At 36.2% G+C, this 18,557-nt stretch carries 12 protein-coding genes; 10 read left to right on the forward strand and 2 right to left on the reverse strand.

Going from position 1 to position 18,557, the window contains the following annotated elements; translation table 11 throughout:
• The first annotated feature begins 19 nt into the window (after positions 1-19).
• The 6 genes from Q1V95_RS08545 to Q1V95_RS08570 all read left to right on the forward strand — a co-directional run bounded on the left by Q1V95_RS08545 (position 20) and on the right by Q1V95_RS08570 (position 9,703).
• Positions 20-3,220 carry an efflux RND transporter permease subunit gene (locus Q1V95_RS08545; protein ID WP_300672717.1) on the forward strand — a complete coding sequence of 1,067 codons (3,201 nt, stop codon included), beginning with the start codon at positions 20-22 and terminating at the stop codon, positions 3,218-3,220.
• Entirely contained in the window at positions 3,198-4,649 is a 1,452-nt protein-coding gene (locus Q1V95_RS08550; protein ID WP_300672808.1) for an efflux transporter outer membrane subunit, read from the forward strand. The genes Q1V95_RS08545 and Q1V95_RS08550 overlap by 23 nt, the downstream gene beginning before the upstream one ends.
• Positions 4,650-4,813: 164 nt before the next feature.
• Complete coding sequence (gene ahcY / locus Q1V95_RS08555) at positions 4,814-6,127, forward strand: adenosylhomocysteinase (RefSeq protein ID WP_300672719.1); 1,314 nt, start codon at positions 4,814-4,816, stop codon at positions 6,125-6,127.
• Positions 6,128-6,207: 80 nt separating this feature from the next.
• Positions 6,208-8,343, forward strand: a complete 2,136-nt coding sequence (locus Q1V95_RS08560) for a BspA family leucine-rich repeat surface protein (protein ID WP_300672721.1) — start codon at positions 6,208-6,210, stop codon at positions 8,341-8,343.
• A 118-nt stretch (positions 8,344-8,461) separates the two neighbouring features.
• Positions 8,462-8,854: an inner membrane protein YiaA gene (gene yiaA, locus Q1V95_RS08565; RefSeq protein ID WP_300672723.1), complete on the forward strand. Its 393-nt coding sequence runs from the start codon at positions 8,462-8,464 to the stop codon at positions 8,852-8,854.
• A gap of 279 nt (positions 8,855-9,133) precedes the next feature.
• The gene (locus Q1V95_RS08570; RefSeq protein ID WP_300672724.1) at positions 9,134-9,703 is read left to right on the forward strand and encodes a TMEM175 family protein; all 570 of its coding nucleotides are present in this window, start codon (positions 9,134-9,136) and stop codon (positions 9,701-9,703) included.
• Between the two features lie 60 nt (positions 9,704-9,763).
• On the opposite strand, the gene Q1V95_RS08575 is transcribed toward Q1V95_RS08570, so the two are convergent.
• Positions 9,764-10,264 (reverse strand): FUSC family protein, encoded by a 501-nt coding sequence (locus Q1V95_RS08575; RefSeq protein WP_300672726.1) that lies wholly within the window; start codon positions 10,262-10,264, stop codon positions 9,764-9,766.
• A gap of 136 nt (positions 10,265-10,400) precedes the next feature.
• Between Q1V95_RS08575 and Q1V95_RS08580 the strand changes: the two genes are divergently transcribed.
• Positions 10,401-11,843, forward strand: a complete 1,443-nt coding sequence (locus Q1V95_RS08580; protein WP_300672728.1) for an aminoacyl-histidine dipeptidase — start codon at positions 10,401-10,403, stop codon at positions 11,841-11,843.
• A 64-nt stretch (positions 11,844-11,907) separates the two neighbouring features.
• Here the strand turns inward: Q1V95_RS08580 and Q1V95_RS08585 are convergent, their stop codons facing one another.
• On the reverse strand, positions 11,908-12,342 hold the full coding sequence (locus Q1V95_RS08585) for a DUF3060 domain-containing protein (protein ID WP_300672730.1): 435 nt from the start codon (positions 12,340-12,342) through the stop codon (positions 11,908-11,910).
• A gap of 294 nt (positions 12,343-12,636) precedes the next feature.
• Here Q1V95_RS08585 and Q1V95_RS08590 point away from each other — a divergent pair, with 294 nt between their 5' ends.
• From Q1V95_RS08590 to Q1V95_RS08600, 3 genes are all read left to right on the forward strand, one after another.
• Positions 12,637-15,393: a M4 family metallopeptidase gene (locus Q1V95_RS08590; RefSeq protein WP_300672731.1), complete on the forward strand. Its 2,757-nt coding sequence runs from the start codon at positions 12,637-12,639 to the stop codon at positions 15,391-15,393.
• Positions 15,394-15,699: 306 nt separating this feature from the next.
• Positions 15,700-17,049, forward strand: coding sequence for a DNA repair protein RadA (radA, locus tag Q1V95_RS08595; RefSeq protein ID WP_300672733.1), 1,350 nt, complete (start codon positions 15,700-15,702; stop codon positions 17,047-17,049).
• 451 nt (positions 17,050-17,500) lie between these two features.
• The gene (locus Q1V95_RS08600) at positions 17,501-18,481 is read left to right on the forward strand and encodes a hypothetical protein (RefSeq protein WP_300672735.1); all 981 of its coding nucleotides are present in this window, start codon (positions 17,501-17,503) and stop codon (positions 18,479-18,481) included.
• The last annotated feature ends 76 nt before the right edge of the window (positions 18,482-18,557 follow it).

Raw genomic sequence — 18,557 nt, forward strand, 5'->3', positions numbered from 1 at the left:
AAAATTTCAAACTAAAAAAATGTTTAAGAAATTCATACGCAGACCCGTTCTGTCTATCGTTATATCGTTAATCATTGTATTCTTAGGGATACTTTCGTTAACGTCGCTGCCTGTAACGCAGTTCCCATCGATCTCGCCTCCCAAAGTAAATATTACAGCAGATTATCCTGGTGCCAATAACGAGTTGTTGATAAAATCCGTAATTATTCCATTGGAACGTTCCATCAATGGTGTTCCTGGGATGAAGTATATGGCGTCAAATGCTGGTAACGACGGTGAAGCGCAAATACAAGTTGTATTTGATTTAGGAACCGATCCCAATGTTGCGGCAGTTAATGTCCAGAACCATATTTCCTCAGCGATTAACAAATTACCGCCTTTGGTTGTAAGAGAAGGGGTGAAAATTACGCGTGAAGAACCCAATATGCTAATGTACATCAACTTGTACAGTGATGATCCAAAGTCCAACCAAAAATTCTTATTTAACTATGCTGACATCAACATTTTATCTGAATTAAAAAGGATAAAAGGTGTTGGTGATGTCGACATCCTTGGTACTAGAGAATATGCGATGCGTATTTGGCTAAAACCAGACCGTATGACGTCTTACAACATCTCGGCAGATGAAGTTATGGACGCCTTACAAGCGCAAAGTATTGAAGCTTCGCCAGGAAAAACTGGGGAAAGTTCGGGAAAACGCTCTCAATCTTTTGAGTATATTTTAAAGTATCCAGGTCGTTACAACAATGAAAAAGAATACGGAAACATTATTCTTAAATCTTCTCCTGATGGTCAATTTGTAAGATTAAAAGATGTTGCAGATATTGAGTTTGGAAGTACAATGTACGACATCTACTCCACGCTTCACGGCAAACCATCAGCGGCAATCACTGTTAAGCAATCTTATGGTTCTAACGCTTCGGAAGTTATCAAAAACATAAAAGTCTTAATGGAAGATTTGCAAAAACACAATTTTCCAAAAGGCATGCATTACGAACTTAGTTATGATGTGTCAAGATTCTTAGATGCATCGATTGAGAAAGTTGTGCATACACTTTTCGAAGCCTTTATCTTGGTAGCGATTGTTGTGTTTTTATTCTTAGGAGATTGGCGTTCAACTTTAATTCCGACCATTGCGGTGCCTGTTTCTCTAATCGGAACATTCGCAGTGATGTCCGCATTCGGGATTACTTTAAATATGATTTCGCTTTTTGCCCTCGTAATGGCAATTGGAGTCGTCGTCGATGATGCCATTGTCGTCATCGAAGCCGTCCACGCCAAGATGGAGGAAAAAGAACTTTCGCCGTTAAAAGCGACTGAGGAAGCGATGCACGAAATTAGCGGTGCTATTATCGCAATCACTTTGGTTATGGCATCGGTGTTTATTCCTGTTGCCTTTATGAGTGGACCTGTGGGAATTTTTTACCGTCAGTTTTCCATTACAATGGCATCGGCAATTATCCTTTCTGGTACTGTTGCATTAACTTTAACACCAGCGCTTTGTGCTTTAATTCTAAAAAATAATCACGGGAAAAGAAAGAAAAGTATCGTTAACAATTTCTTGGACAAGTTTAATAGCCTCTTTACTAAAGGTCAAACTAAGTATGAAGGGCTTTTAAACAAAACAGTTACTAAAAAATTCTTTACGCTACCAGTTTTGTTATTATTCTGTCTTGGGACTTATTTACTTAGCAATAATATACCATCTGGATTTGTACCTACCGAAGACCAAGGGATGATTTATGCGATTATCCAAACACCACCTGGCTCTACGCTAGAAAGAACCAATCAAGTGGCACTTCAACTTCAAAAAGAAGCAGAAAAAATTGAAGGCGTCCAATCGGTTTCTTCGCTTGCAGGTTACGAAATCTTGAGTGAAGGTACAGGATCTAACTCCGGAACTTGTTTGATTAACCTAAAACCTTGGGATGAACGAAAAGAAACCGCCGCCGAAATTATCGAAAAATTAGAACAAAAATCTAAAGACATTGCAGGTGCCAATGTCGAATTTTTCCAACCGCCATCAATTCCTGGTTATGGTGCAGCAGGCGGTTTTGAACTTCGCCTTCTTGACAAAACAGGAAATGGCGATTATCATAAAATGGAGCAAGTGAGTAATGATTTTGTAAAAGAATTACAAAAACGTCCAGAATTGGGCTCTGCCTTTACATTCTATTCTGCGAGTTTTCCTCAATATATGTTGAAAATCGACAATGATTTGGCAGAGCAAAAAGGCGTTTCTATCCAGAAGGCGATGGATAACTTATCGACTTTGGTTGGATCAGATTACGAAACGAGTTTCATCAGATTTGATAGACCTTACAAAGTTATTGTACAGGCTGGCCCGCAATACAGAGCTTTGCCAACGGACATTCTTAAACTTTATGTTAAAAATGATAAAGACCAAATGGTTCCTTATTCCGACTTTATGAAAATGGAAAAAGTATATGGTCTATCCGAAATTACAAGACATAACATGTATAACTCTTCGCAAGTAAGTGGTACACCTGCGCCAGGATACAGTTCTGGGCAAGCGATTGCGGCAATCCAAGAAGTTGCTGATAAAACGCTTCCTCGTGGTTTTGCTATCGATTGGGCGGGAATTTCTAAAGACGAAGTGTCAAGAGGTAACGAAGCAGTTTACATTTTCTTAATTTGTTTAGGATTTGTTTACTTAATTCTATCTGCACAGTACGAAAGTTTTGTTCTGCCTTTGCCAGTAATCTTGTCACTTCCTGTGGGTATTTTTGGTGCTTTTTTATGTTTAAAACTTTTAGGCTTAGAGAACAATATTTACGCACAAGTTGCAATGGTAATGCTCATTGGTCTTCTTGGTAAAAATGCCGTTTTGATTGTAGAATTTGCAATCTTAAAGAAAAACGAAGAAAACATGCCAGTCGCCAAAGCAGCGATTATAGGAGCTACAATTCGTTTCCGACCAATTTTGATGACATCTTTCGCATTTATTGCTGGTCTACTTCCTTTGGTTGTCGCCTCTGGACCTGGTGCAAATGGTAACAGAACAATTGGTACTGCAGCAGCTGGCGGTATGTTAATTGGAACCATTTTCGGATTGATAGTTATCCCAGGCTTATATTACATATTTGGTTTATTATCTGAGAAAACGAAACTTTCTTATTATGAAGAAGAAAATCCGTTAACTGAACAAACAGAACCTTACAAACATGATGGAAAATATGAAGACCGTAATCAACAATAAAATAATATTAAGCCTAGGTGCTGCGCTACTTCTTGCAAGTTGCAAAGCGCCTATGGCAACCAAAGTTCAGGATCGAGTTAAAGACACTCTACCTACGAATTTTGCAGATAAACAAGCTTCCCAAGATATGTCAACCAACAGCGGAATGACACCTTGGCGCCAGTTTTTTACAGATCCAAATTTGGTTAATCTCATTGAAGAATCGCTTAAAAACAATCAGGAGCTACTCATTACACTTCAAGAAATTGAAATCGCAAAAAGTAATGTTCTTGCAAAAAAAGGTCAATTAAGTCCAACTGTTGGCGCTGGTATTGGTGCAAGCGTTGATAAAGCTGGTCGCTACACTTCTGCAGGTGCCGGTAATGCTTCAACAGAGATAAAACCTGGCAAAGAAATGCCTGATCCGCTTGGAAACTTTAATGCTGGTTTTACCGCAAATTGGGAACTTGACATTTGGAAAAAACTTAGAACCGAAAAAGAATCTGCTGTTTCGCATTATTTGGCGACAGTGGAAGGAAAGAATTTTGTTTTGTCAAGCCTTATTGCGGAAGTTGCTGATAATTATTATGAGCTTTTGGCTTTGGATAATCAGTTGGATATTATTCAACAATATATTGAACTTCAGAAAAAAGCTTTAGAAATAGCAAAAATCCAAAAACAAGCTGCAGCTGCAACGGAATTGGCGGTAAAAAAATTCGAAGCCGAATTAGCAAAATCCAAGGCAACGGAGTTTACCATCAAACAACAGATTACCGAAAAGGAAAACGAAATCAATGCTTTGCTCGGACGTTATCCACAACCGATTGTAAGAAGCAAGGAAAGTTTTATGACAACCATGCCACAAACGGTGTACACTGGAATTCCGTCTCAACTTTTGTCGAATCGTCCCGACATCAAACAAGCTGAGCTAGAATTAAAAGCAGCACAACTCGATGTCGAAGCAGCTCGTAAAGAGTTTTATCCAAGTTTAGCAATTTCGGCAACTTTGGGATTGGAAGCTTTTAAACCATCTTATTTAGTGAAGATGCCTCAATCTTTGGCTTACAATCTTGCTGGCGATTTGGCTGGTCCACTTATCAACAAAAGTGCGATAAAAGCAAACTTTCAAACTGCGGATGCCAAGCAAATCCAAGCTTTGTACGAATATGACAAAACGATTTTGATGGCTTATCTGGATGTTGCCAATCTGATGTCAAAAGTCAAAAACATCGATCAATATTATGATCTTAAATCCCAAGAAGTTAAATCTTTAGACGAAAGTATCGGCATTGCCAATCAACTTTTCCGAAATATGAGAGCCGATTATCTTGAAGTTTTGATGAACCAAAGAGATGCTTTGGATTCTAAAATGGAGCTTATCGATGCCAAACAACAACAACTAAGTACTGTCGTAGACATTTACAAAAGTCTTGGCGGTGGTTGGAAGTAAAAAATACACATTTCTCTCACCTCATCCTTTGGGATGAATCAGCGCGAAACGCTCACTTCGATAGAAGAATTTCTGACTTAGAAAGCGTTTCCGCTTTTTTTTATTATCTAAATTTTTAATCGTATTTTTGCATCGAAAATTAATTCAAAAACAAATCTGTATTTATGGATACAACAACACAATATGTTCCTTACAAGGTTAAGGATATTTCTCTAGCAGAATGGGGAAGAAAAGAAATTACTTTAGCAGAAGCTGAAATGCCAGGTTTGATGGCGATTCGTGAAGAATACGGACCATCTCAACCATTAAAAGGTGCTAGAATTGCAGGATGTCTTCACATGACAATCCAAACCGCAGTTTTGATCGAAACTTTGGTAGCTCTTGGAGCAGAGGTTACTTGGTCTTCTTGTAATATCTTCTCAACTCAGGATCACGCTGCTGCTGCAATTGCTGCTGCTGGAATTCCCGTTTATGCATGGAAAGGTCTTAACGAAGAGGAATTCGATTGGTGTATTGAGCAAACTTTGTTCTTCGGTGAAGATAGAAAACCATTAAATATGATTTTGGATGATGGTGGAGATTTAACAAATATGGTATTTGATAGATATCCAGAATTCACAAAAGATATCAAAGGACTTTCTGAAGAAACAACAACTGGTGTTCACAGATTGTACGAAAGAATGAAAAACGGAACTTTAGTAATGCCTGCAATCAACGTAAATGATTCAGTTACTAAGTCTAAATTCGATAACAAATACGGTTGTAAAGAATCTGCTGTTGATGCAGTAAGAAGAGCAACTGACGTAATGTTAGCTGGTAAAAGAGTGGTTGTTTGTGGTTATGGAGACGTTGGTAAAGGTACTGCAGCATCTTTCAGAGGAGCTGGTTCTATCGTTACTGTTACGGAAATCGACCCAATTTGTGCGCTTCAAGCAGCTATGGACGGTTACGAAGTAAAAAGATTAGATACTGTTGTTGACAATGCAGACATCATTATTACTACAACTGGTAACTTCAACATCGTAAGACCTGAGCATTTTAAGAAAATGAAAGATAAAGCGATTGTTTGTAACATCGGACACTTCGACAACGAAATCGATATGGCTTGGTTAAACGAAAACTATGGTTCAACAAAAACTGAAGTTAAACCTCAAGTTGATATCTATACTATCGATGGTAAAGAAATCATCATCTTGGCTGAAGGTCGTCTAGTAAATCTTGGATGTGCTACTGGTCACCCATCTTTCGTAATGTCGAACTCGTTCTCTAACCAAACTTTGGCTCAAATTGAATTGTGGAACAACTCTGCAAACTACAAAAACGAAGTTTATATGTTACCAAAACATTTAGATGAAAAAGTAGCTGCTTTGCACCTTAAGAAACTAAGCGTTGAGTTAGAAACTCTTTCTCCTGCACAAGCTGATTATATCGGTGTTCCAGTTGAAGGTCCTTTCAAACCAGAATATTACAGATACTAAAATTTCTTAGTTCTTAAAATATCAAAATCCCGTTTCAAAATTTGGAACGGGATTTTTTTTATTTTTGCAAAAACATTTTTATGAAAATTAAATTTACTTTTTTATTAACGCTGTTATGCATATTCACTTTTGCACAGAATGAGTTTATTACAGTTTGGAAGCCTAGTAATCCTTCAAGTACAATCCCAGGCTTGCCTAAGAGTTCCCTTAACGAAATCTATTTTCCTGGAGCAGGAAATAATTATAATATTTATTGGGAGGAAATAGGGAATGCTTCTCATAATGGTACTTTGTTGAATGTAACGAATACGATATCCACCCCTATATTAATTAATTTTGGAATCGGCGCAACATGGAACGCACAGTATATTCTAAAAGTAAGCAATGGTAATGGTACTTTTTCAAGCATTGAAAGTACTATGGGTGATTATGAAAAATTATTAGAGTTAAAACAATGGGGAAATATTAAATGGCAAAGTATGGAAAAAGCCTTTTATGGCGCCAAAAATATGGATGTGACTGCTACGGATATTCCGAATTTGTCCTTAACTAATAGTATGCAGGGAATGTTCTCTGTATGTGGGAATCTTAAAGCAAATAAATCTTTTGAACTCTGGAATACATCGACCATCACAAATATGGATTCCATGTTTAATGGCGCATATTATTTTAATCAAGATATTGGTAGTTGGGACACTTCTAATGTTACTAATATGAGTAAAATGTTTATGAACACATACTTTAATAAGAATATTGGTAGTTGGGATACTTCCAAAGTTACAGATATGTCTGAGATGTTCTCTTCTGCGTATAACTTTAATCAAGATATTGGTAGTTGGGATACTTCCAAAGTTACAGATATGCATAAAATGTTCTTTTTAGCAGATAAATTTAATCAAGATATTGGTAGTTGGAACACTTCTAAAGTTACAAATATGCAATTTGCGTTCAATAATGCTACTTCATTTAACCAAAATATTGGAAATTGGAACACCTCCAATGTCACGGATATGTCACTAATGTTTTTTAAGGCATCTGCTTTCAACAAAAATATTGGGAATTGGGACACTTCGAAAGTTACTACAATGAATGCTATGTTTTATTCAGCTTCCGCCTTCAATCAAGATATTGGAAATTGGAATACCTACAATGTCAAGAATATGTCACGAATGTTTTACAATGCTTCTGCTTTTAATCAAAATATTGGAAATTGGGATACTTCTAATGTTACCGATATGAATAATATGTTTTACGAAGCATCTGTTTTTAATCAGAATATCGGCAATTGGAACACTTCCAACGTTATAAAAATGCACTTGATGTTTTACAATGCTTCTGTTTTTAATCAAAATATTGGAAATTGGAATACCTCAAATGTCACGGATATGTCATATATGTTTTATAGAGCTTCCGCCTTCAATCAAGATATTGGAAATTGGGATACCTCTAATGTTACTGATATGAACAATATGTTCAATTACGCATCTAAATTTAATCGAGATATTGGGAATTGGAATACTTCTAAAGTTACTAATATGAATGGTATGTTTTCTTTAGCTTCTGCTTTCAATCAAAATATTGGGAAGTGGGATACTTCTAATGTTAAAAATATGGCGATTATGTTCTATGTATCAACAGCTTTCAATCAAAACATTGGTAATTGGGACACTTCGAAGGTGGAAAATATGAATTTTATGTTTAGTCGTGCATATAATTTTAATCAAGATATTGGAAACTGGAACCTAAAAAGCATTGTGACGATAGACGGAATATTCCAAAATACAAATTTATCTTGTCAAAATTATGACAAGACATTAATAGGTTGGGCCAATAATTCTAATACACCTAATAATCTAGAATTTACAGATAATACTAATACAATCTATTCATCACAAGAAGCTGTTAATGCTAGAAATTATCTCATCAATACAAAAGGCTGGACAATAACAGGAGATAATTATGATCCTAATTGCGCCTTAGCAACCGATGAAGTGCAGAACAAAAAAATCAAAATATATCCTAACCCAGCTAGCGATTATGTAATCCTTGACAACGTAAAAACCGCGACCGAATTCGAAATATATGATATGCAAGGAAAACTTGTAAAAAAAGAGAAATACCAAAATGCAAAAATCTCACTTAAAAATTTAGCAAAAGGTATTTATTACATCAATATCCCGTCAGAACAATTTTCGCAAAAGATAATTGTTAAATAGATTATCATAAATTCAAATATTTATCCCGTTTCAAGCTTTGGAACGGGATTTTTTTTATCAAATAGTTTTTCTATGTTAAAAAAAACTATATTTTTGATTTAAGTTAAAAAACAGAATTATGAAAAAACAAAAGGTATCAAATGCCTTCGTCGCAGCATCGTGGGTTGCCTTGGGTGCAGGAATGATCGGCTTTATCGTGGGATTAACAAGAGCCGAAATGGAACTAAACGAAAAAGGTTATTATTTTACAATACTTCTTTATGGTTTATTTGCAGTAGTTTCTTTGCAAAAAGCTGTGAGAGACCGTCTAGAAAACATCAAAGTAACGGACATCTATTATGGAATTTGTTGGTTCGCAACACTGTCATCTATTGTCCTTTTGGCAATCGGCTTATGGAATGCGACAATTCTCCCAAGCGAAAAAGGTTTCTATGCTTTTGCATTTCTTTTGGCATTATTCGGAGCAATTGCTGTACAGAAAAATACCAGAGACAATATGCTTGAAGATTAATCTCATTCTTTTTTAAAATATAAAACGCTTCTCAATTGGAAGCGTTTTTTTATTATTTTAGATTAAATTTTAATTTTGAAAAGTATTTTACTATTTTGAATTTGTATACTCTCACTTAATTTTTGTAGTGATTTCGGTTCGACTTTAGACTATAATCTAGTTAACCCTAAGAATAACGATTGGATTGTACCACTTGATAGTCTCAAAGTTTTAATCAATTTTTAAGTCTTCAAGAAAAACATTTAATTTGCAAAAAACTAACTTTATAAAAATTTTTGAATGACCACTTCCCGACTAGAAGCCTTTAGCGATGGCGTTATTGCTGTTATTATCACCATCATGGTTATGTCTCTACAAGTTCCCAACACACCTGATTGGTCGGGAATTCGTGCTTTAGCGCCAAAATTTGTTAGCTATATTTTGAGTTTCCTATATGTTGGTATCTATTGGAATAACCACCATCATTTACTTAACAAAACCAATACAATTAATGGAAACATTATGTGGAGCAATCTCTTCTTTTTGTTCACATTATCTATTACACCTTTTTCTACGGCTTGGATGGGAGAACATCAGTTTCAGAAAAACACAACGATTCTTTATGGTATTATCCTGATGTTTAATGGTGTTGCGTATGGCATCCTCTCTTATTTTATAGCGAAAAACGAAGGTCAAGATTCGGATTTTGCAAAGGCAATTGGTGCAGGCAACAAGGAGAAAATTTCAATTGTAGTCTATATTTTAGGTATAGCAGCTTCATTTTTTGAACCTTATGTTGCTTTGGTATTTTACTATATCGTTGCCTTAATGTGGATTATTCCTGACAAACGACTTACAGACAAAGACTAAAATAATAAAAGCCTTTTCGCTATGGAAAAGGCTTTTTATCTTTTATTGAAAAGCTTAATTCTAATCCATCATTTTTTTAGCATTCGAAAACAAAAACGTAATTAGCAACGCTACCGTACAACCAATAACCACACAGACAATTCTTTCGATGGCAACTGTCCAATCTTTGTGACTACTCTCTTCTACCAAAACGATAACAACTGCAGCCAAAGCGGTCCGAATTGTTTTGTCAAATCTTAAAGCCAAACCGATGACAATTGTTAAGGCGATTCCTAGTCCTAACAAAAGCATGTTTGGCAAAGGGACAAAGTACAACAACATCCCTATTCCGCCGCCTAGCATATTACATTTTATTCTATCAAAAGCCAATTGGTTATTATTCTCTGGTGTAAAAACCAAAACAGTTGATACGACTGCCCAATACAAAGGATACTGTGGTAACAAAAAGTAAAACGAATAGCAAATCAAAGCGCCCAAAACACATTTTACCAAATAGATTTTTTCGGCATGTGTCGCATCAAATCGTATAAAAGAGATTATTTGTCGAAATAATCGAGTCATGTTTAAAAATTGAACCCACAAAATTACAAATTCTTCGCGCAATTAATATTCAATCCTATAATATTTAAAGCTTAAATATTTTAGAAAAACTCCAATTATTAGTAACTTGCCATTAATAAATAAGAATTAAAACAATATGGAATATTCTCAATTAGAACCAAAAAATATTTGGAAGAATTTCGCATTGCTTAACGCAGTACCACGTCCATCAAAAAAGGAAGAACGTGTGATTGCTTTCATTAAAAAATTTGGTGAAGACCTAGGTCTTGACACCCACGTTGATGAAGTTGGCAATGTTATTATCCGCAAAGCAGCAACAGCTGGTATGGAAAACCGTCAACCAATTGTATTACAATCTCACCTTGATATGGTTTGTCAAAAAAACAGCGATGTCGATTTTGACTTTGACACGCAAGGCATCCAGATGTATGTCGATGGCGATTGGGTGAGAGCTAAAGGAACGACTTTAGGTGCTGACAATGGTCTAGGTGTTGCAACTATTATGACGATTTTGGAAAGCAACGACATTCCGCATCCTGCTATGGAAGCGCTTTTCACGATTGATGAAGAAACAGGGATGACAGGCGCACTTGGTCTTAAAGGTGGACTTTTGCACGGCGATATTTTACTAAATCTTGACACAGAAGAAGATGACGAAATTGATATCGGATGTGCTGGAGGTGTCGATGTAACAGCGACGGCTAATTTTGGGACTGTTGATGCAAAAGCTGATGTATATTCTATTCAGATTAAAGGTTTACAAGGTGGACATTCTGGAATGGATATCCATAAAGGTTTTGGAAACGCTAACAAAATCTTAGGGAGATTCTTATTTGAAGGATTAAACAATGATATTCAAATTATTAATATCGATGGTGGCGGCTTGAGAAATGCGATTCCTAGAGAGGCGAAAGCTTTGGTTTCTGTTACAAATGCAGCAGATTTTGAAAAAGCAACTTCCGACCTTAAAGCAAGCATTCTTGAAGAATTTGCTAAAATCGAAAAAGATCTAGCGATTACAATTGAGAAATCGTCTACAGCAGACAAAGCTCTAAATATCGAGGATTCAAAAAAAGTGGTATACGCTATCAATGCCGCGCACAATGGTGTTTTCCGAATGAGTCCAGATGTTGAAGGCTTGGTGGAAGCCTCTAACAATGTAGCGAGAGTTGAGGTTAAAGATGGTTCGGTTAAAATCTTAAACCTAACGAGATCTTCTGTAGAATCTACTAAAATTGAAGTTGCACAACAGCTAATTTCTTCATTCGAAAGCAATGGTATCAAAACTGAATTGACAGGAAGCTATCCTGGCTGGAAACCAAATCCAGGCGCCGAAATCATCCAGATTATGACCAATCTTTACGAAAAGGATTTTGGCGAAAAACCAGTGGTTGTCGCTTGTCACGCTGGATTAGAATGTGGAATTATCGGTACCAATTATCCAAAAATGGAAATGGTAAGTTTTGGACCAACTATTAAAGGAGCGCACTCACCAGACGAAAGAGCATGCATTTCTTCAGTTCAAAAGTTTTGGAAATATCTACAAGAGATTTTGCAGAACATTCCCGTAAAGAAATAATCTGAATTATTCATAAACAAAAACTCCTTTCAAAAACTTGAAAGGAGTTTTTTGTTACCAAAAATTATTTCTGTTTGATGACACCAGCGCCAGGTCCCTCAACTTTCGCATCGGGACGTTTGGACTTATTATCTGTCGTTCTGTAATAGACTTTAGAACTAGAACCACTAATTAATACATTATTTACCTTATCAACATATACCGTATTCCCAGCGCCTTCCACAATAATTTTGGAAGCAAAACCATTAATCGTAATGACGTTACTTGTTCCATCGACACGCAAAGTTCCTCCAGAAAGGCTAAAAGTTTTTTTGTAACCAACACCTTCCACGTGTACATTTCCATTCTCCTCAGTGATGTCACCTGCTGTACCAGCATTACCACCTGCTTTACTTGCCATACCAGCAGCATCGTTTAGGATTCCGCCAAGATTTTGGCTGTATACATTGCTAAAAATTAAACCCAATCCTAATACAAGTACAAAATTTAATTTCTTCATTTTGTTTTTATTTAGTTTAATGCTACATAAATAACGACTTGAACGAAATAAAATTCCCTAATAAACATTAAATAATTAATAACTTCATTGCAAAAATTAAATTTCAAAGCATCAATCAAAAAAAATTAAAATCATTAATCAATTTCGACATTAAACAACATTATCAATAAACAAAATGCATAAATAATCGAAAACCGATAAAAAAAATCAATAAAAACAAAATCCAAATATGATATAAATCATAATTTTTCGTTAAATTAGCGCCACATAAAAATCGCATTTAATAAATTTATAATGAGAAAAAATCTACTTAGTTTAGGATTTATAGGTGTTTTGTTTTTGTCAGGTAATTTGACTGCACAAAACCAGATTAGCAACAAAGTATTACACGAAAATGGAACTCCTAGCTTGATAAGCTTTGCTCCTAGTAATAATCTATCTTCTTTATCTTCACAGAATATTTTTCAAGAATATCTTGGTCTGTCACCTAAGACAGAAATGAAACTTATAAAAAGTGAAGTTGACAACACTGGAAAATTCAAAAATGAAAAATACCAAATGTATTTTGAAGGGATTCCAGTAGAATACGGTGTATACAACTTGCATTACAAAAATGCAATGTTAACAGCAATGAATGGTGAGATTTTCAAAACTGACGCTGTACAAAACCAAGCTTCAATCACCGCTGAACAAGCATTTAGCAAGGCTAAAAAATATGTCAATGCAACTTCTTATATGTGGGAAGATGCAGGGTACACCAAATCTTTTGGTTATGCTAAACCAGCAGGAGACAAGGTGCTTTTACCAATTGCAACAGCGGATGGAGGATATAAGTTAATCCTGGCTTACAAGTTTGACATCTATGCATCTGCCCCTATTAGCAGAGGTTGGGTATTTGTTGACGCAAATGATGGTAAAATATTAGCTTATGATGCGATTATGAAGCATGCTAAGATGAATGATAATTTCCCTACTAACAATATTAACTTCGAGCAACCCATCACGCTTAATACAGCTTATACACAAGAGGCATTATTTGTAGCAGGTACTGCGGCAACAAGATATAGTGGAGAGCGTAGCATTGATACGACCTTATTAACAAGTGGTACTAATAGTGGAAAATATGTGCTTACTGATTATTCTCGCGGAAATGGTATCCTTACCAAAAATGCTAAAAAAACAGCAACTACTAGCACAACTTTAGATTTTGTAGATGATGATAACAATTGGACTGCGGCGGAGTTTGACAACGCAGCTTTTGATAATGCAGCTTTAGATGCTCATTGGGGAGTTTCAAAAACATACGATTACTTTAAAGATACTTTTGGGCGTAACAGCTATGATAACGCAGGCACAGCTTTGCGTAGCTATGTTCATTATAGCACATCATACGAAAATGCTGGCTGGACTGGTACAGAAATGATTTATGGCGACGGCGCAACTAGATTCAAACCGCTTACTGCTTTTGATGTGACAGCTCATGAGCTTGGCCATGGCGTATGTCAAGAGTCAGCAAATCTTGCCTACCAAAGAGAATCAGGTGCTCTTAATGAAGGTTTATCAGACATTTGGGGTGCAATTATCGAGCACAAATATGCTCCAGAGAAACAAGCGTTCTTAATTGGTGAAGATATTGTAAAAATAGCGCCAAATTATTTAAGATCAATGATAACTCCAAAAACAGGACTTACTGCGCAACCAGATACTTACAGAGGCACTAACTGGTACCCTTCTTCTGTTGAAGAATGTGCAGTTCCTAATAGTCAAATCAATGACAATTGTGGTGTACATTACAATAGTGGTGTCCTTAACCATTGGTTCTACATCTTAGTAATGGGCAAAACAGGTACTAATGATCTTGGTAACTCTTATGATGTTACTGGAATTGGTTGGGAAAAAGCAGAAAAACTTGTTTACAAATTAGAAACCGAATACCTAACAGCAAACTCAAATTATAAGAATGCGCGCGACTATGCTATCGAAGTGGCAAAAGCACTTTACGGCGTAAATTCGCCTGAAATGATTGCGGTTCAAAATGCATTTTTTGCAGTAGGTGTTGGCGTTAAGTATCTTACAACGCCAGATACGACGCCACCGACAATTCCTACTAACTTAACAGCAAGCAACATTAAAGGCAATTCAGCAAAATTAAGTTGGGGAGCATCTACAGATGACAATGCAATGGAAGGCTACATTATTTACAAAGATGGAACCGAAATTGGTAGAACAACAACTGCTCTAACTTTTGATGTAAAAGGTTTAACACAATTAACAACTTATAACTTTACTGTAAAAGCCTTAGATGCTTATGGAAATATGTCAGAAGCGAGTAATGTTGCAAAAGTTACTACAACTGACGAATTAGTATACTGTGCTTCTCAAGGGAATTCTGCAACGGACGAAATCATCAATCGTGTACAATTTAATACCATTGACAACACGAGTACAGCAAAAGTAGGTTACGAAGATTTCACAAGTATTTCGACGACATTAGAAGCTGGAAAAACTTACGAAATAAGAATCACACCAAAATGGTCGTCTGCTTCTTATGAAGAAGGTTATGCAGTATTTATCGATTGGAACAATAATGGTTCTTTCGATGATGCTAACGAAGTAGTATTGACACAACAACCTACTAAAACCAATCCAGTTGTTGGAAACATTACTGTTCCTGCAAACGCTGTTCTTAACAAAAATGTAAGAATGAGAGTATCTCTAAAATGGAATGGTATCCCGACAGCCTGCGAAACCTTCCCTTATGGGCAAGTTGAAGACTATTCGGTAAAAGTTGTTGACAAATTAGCTGTAGCAGATATTAATAAAAACAATGCTTTCAGCGTCTTCCCTAACCCAGTTAAAGATGTGCTTAACATCCAGACTAAGAAATCTGGCGAAATTAGTTACCAAGTGATTAACACTGCAGGACAAGCAGTAATGTCAGGTAAAACTAAGGAAAATAACATCCAAGTTCAGTCATTGCCAGTTGGTAATTACATCATCCAAATGACAAATGGCGAAGAAACTTCTACTCAAAAATTCATCAAAAAGTAGAAATCTTTCGAAACTATATTTTACAAACCGTTGCTTCTGGCAGCGGTTTTTTATTTGGAGCTATTCCCGCTGTCCGCTGTATCTTTAGTGCGAGGCTCGGATGGCTCCGCTCCGCTCCGCCACCTCACCTCGCCCCAAAGGATGCCGCTTCCATCGGGGCTAGAAGTGAGGGATAATTATTTAACCTTCTACAATTAATTGAAAATACCTCTTCAAAAGCACTAACATTTCCAAAAACTCAAAAATTGAATTTTATCAGTTTTCAAAAGCCGTGGATTTTTCAAAAAAAATCAAGAAATTAGCAGAATGGCAAAACTCAAAACCGTCTACTTCTGTCAAAACTGTGGAAGCCAATTCCCAAAATGGCTTGGACAATGCACTAACTGTGGTGAATGGAATACACTCGTAGAAGAAGTGGTCGAAAAAACATCGACTTCCAAAAACTATTCTGGCGACAAAAAGCAACATATCATCAACATTATCGAGGTTAATGCGCAGGAAGAACCTCGCATTGCAACACCAAGCGAAGAGCTCAATCGCGTTCTCGGTGGTGGAATTGTATTAGGCTCCGTTACCTTAATCGGTGGCGAACCAGGCATCGGAAAATCGACTTTGTTGCTACAATTAGCCTTGAAGATGCGCAAAAAAGTATTTTATGTTTCGGGAGAAGAAAGTGCATCACAAATAAAAATGCGCGCAGACCGATTAACCGATTTACAAAACCCAGAATGTTACCTTTTCACAGAAACTTCGGTGGACAAAATCCTGCACGAAGCCAAAAAGCTGAAACCAGATTTCATCATCATCGACTCTATCCAGACGTTACATTCTAGTTTGATAGAAAGCTCGCCAGGAACAGTTTCTCAAATCCGAGAATGCTCTGGCGAAATCATAAAATTCGCGAAAGAGACCAGCACGCCAGTATTTCTTGTAGGTCATATTACCAAAGATGGACAAATTGCAGGGCCAAAAGTTCTAGAACACATGGTCGATGTTGTCCTCAATTTTGATGGCGACAGAAATCATCTTTTCCGCTTGTTACGCGCCAACAAAAACCGTTTTGGCTCAACTGCAGAAATCGGAATTTACGAAATGATTTCGCAAGGTCTAAAAGAAATAAAAAACCCATCCGAAATACTAATCACCAAAAAATTTGAAGAACTTTCTGGCAATGCTGTAGCCGTCACTTTAGAAGGAAATCGCCCGATGTTGTTGGAAATTCAGGCTTTGGTGAGTACTGCCGTTTATGGTACACCACAACGTAGTTCGACAGGATTTGACTCTAAAAGGTTGAATATGCTTTTAGCCGTTTTAGAAAAACGTGCAGGCTTTCAATTGGGAGCAAAAGACGTTTTCCTAAATATCACAGGCGGAATAAAAACAGACGATCCTGCTTTGGATTTGGCTGTTGTTGCATCGATTCTTTCGTCTAACGAAGATTTTGCGATTTCGGAGAAGTATTGTTTTGCAGGGGAAATTGGATTGAGTGGTGAAATCCGTCCAATTCCGCAAGCAGAACAACGTATTACGGAAGCTGAAAAATTAGGCTACGAAAAGATATTTGTCTCTAACCTTAATAAACTGCCGAAACGTAAATTCGGTATCAAAATCGAAGAAGTTGGCAAAATAGAAGATTTCCACGAAAGATTGTTTTAAGTTTTAGTAAAATTCTAAACCACAAAAGCATTTAACCTGAGTTAGGGATAATAAAACTAGCTTTAGTTTGAGTTATTTTCGAAGAAAACTGTATCGAGAACTTCTTTTAAAGACTTCTCGATACAAAATCTTTCAGATTTTTACTCAAAGTGACGCCTTGTTGATTTATCTCAAGCTGACGTTATTTAATAAAGTAAAAATGGGTAATATTTAATAATACTAATTCAACCACGCCATCATTAGCTGCGCCGAATCTTTGATTTCAGAGCTACGAGGAATCTCCGAAAAAAAAGATTTAAAGTTTTAAAAAAGTTTATCAGAAAAATTCAATATATTGATTTTTTGGAATCATGATGATGCTCATTTCTAAATTTATTATCGCTTAAAAAGATTAGATACTTTACCTTCATCATGAAAACTGATTTAAAACTTTATTAAAAAACTCAAATACATGTGGTTCGAAAAACTAACTGGTTTTCAAGAAAAATCCCCCGAAAATGTTAGACAAAACCTGACTATCGAAGATGATTATTTCATCAGCTCCGCTAACTTTCAAAAACTAAAATTTGGAAGTTTAGACATACCAACATTGGGAGATTTGCGACTTAACAATCCCGAACTTAACAATTTCAATAGTAAGATTAAAGTAAGCGAAATTGTCGCCGATGTACAGAAACTACACATCGACGAAGCAAATGCCAATGCCCTATTTCAGGTAGCTTCACAATTTAACTTATTGGAAATGATAAATCCTAGAGTCACACCCGAATCAGGAATAGACCAATATGAATTCGACAGAACGCAAGGTCCTATTTGTGCAATGTCTTGTGGTGCAGGCACAATCTATAGAAATTATTTTGTAGAAGTCAATGGAAAAATTGGACAAACCGAAAACAACCAAATTGACTGTCTAGACTTAATTGGAAAAGCTTTGGAAAATGAACATCTTAAGCTTTGGGAGATGAAAAACGGTTATGCTTTAGCTAGCCAAAATGAGCTTTCAATAATTAATGAAAAGCTTGCAAAGCTTAATGATATCGATCGCGAAAACCTAAAAGCAAAGCTAAAAGTCGGCATACAATGGAATACCGAGGTGACGGTTTCGGAAACCAAGCATTTGGTATCGCAAATATTTTGCTCTGCCCTACCTGTAGCTTACAGTCCTGTAGCGTCTCATCATTGGGAAGCTTTTGCTAGAATCATTCTCGAAGCATTGTACGAAGCAACACTTTATGCTGCTTTAATAAATTTGAAAAATAATCACTCCAACTTAGTTTATCTCACCTTAGTTGGTGGCGGTGCCTTTGGAAATGAAGAAGTTTGGATTTTAGAATCCATGCAAAAAGCAATTCACAAATTTAAAAACACTGCTTTAGATGTTAAAATAGTAAGCTACGGACAATCTAACCCACGACTAAAAGCGTATTTTTAATTTAAAAAAATTTACATTTTTATAAAACAAAAAAGCTGCCCAAAACTGAGCAGCTTTCATTAGTTAAAGAAAAATA

Source organism: Soonwooa sp., assembly GCF_030151385.1.
In the GTDB taxonomy this organism is placed as follows: Bacteria; Bacteroidota; Bacteroidia; order Flavobacteriales; family Weeksellaceae; genus Soonwooa.

Coding starts and splice junctions, on each gene's coding strand:
- Q1V95_RS08550 (WP_300672808.1), top strand. CDS start 3,198: ATGAAGACCGTAATCAACAATAAAATAATATTAAGCCTAGGTGCTGCG.
- Q1V95_RS08560 (WP_300672721.1), top strand. CDS start 6,208: ATGAAAATTAAATTTACTTTTTTATTAACGCTGTTATGCATATTCACT.
- Q1V95_RS08590 (WP_300672731.1), top strand. CDS start 12,637: ATGAGAAAAAATCTACTTAGTTTAGGATTTATAGGTGTTTTGTTTTTG.
- Q1V95_RS08575 (WP_300672726.1), bottom strand. CDS start 10,264: ATGACTCGATTATTTCGACAAATAATCTCTTTTATACGATTTGATGCG.
- Q1V95_RS08570 (WP_300672724.1), top strand. CDS start 9,134: ATGACCACTTCCCGACTAGAAGCCTTTAGCGATGGCGTTATTGCTGTT.
- ahcY (WP_300672719.1), top strand. CDS start 4,814: ATGGATACAACAACACAATATGTTCCTTACAAGGTTAAGGATATTTCT.
- radA (WP_300672733.1), top strand. CDS start 15,700: ATGGCAAAACTCAAAACCGTCTACTTCTGTCAAAACTGTGGAAGCCAA.
- Q1V95_RS08585 (WP_300672730.1), bottom strand. CDS start 12,342: ATGAAGAAATTAAATTTTGTACTTGTATTAGGATTGGGTTTAATTTTT.
- Q1V95_RS08600 (WP_300672735.1), top strand. CDS start 17,501: ATGTGGTTCGAAAAACTAACTGGTTTTCAAGAAAAATCCCCCGAAAAT.
- Q1V95_RS08545 (WP_300672717.1), top strand. CDS start 20: ATGTTTAAGAAATTCATACGCAGACCCGTTCTGTCTATCGTTATATCG.
- Q1V95_RS08580 (WP_300672728.1), top strand. CDS start 10,401: ATGGAATATTCTCAATTAGAACCAAAAAATATTTGGAAGAATTTCGCA.
- yiaA (WP_300672723.1), top strand. CDS start 8,462: ATGAAAAAACAAAAGGTATCAAATGCCTTCGTCGCAGCATCGTGGGTT.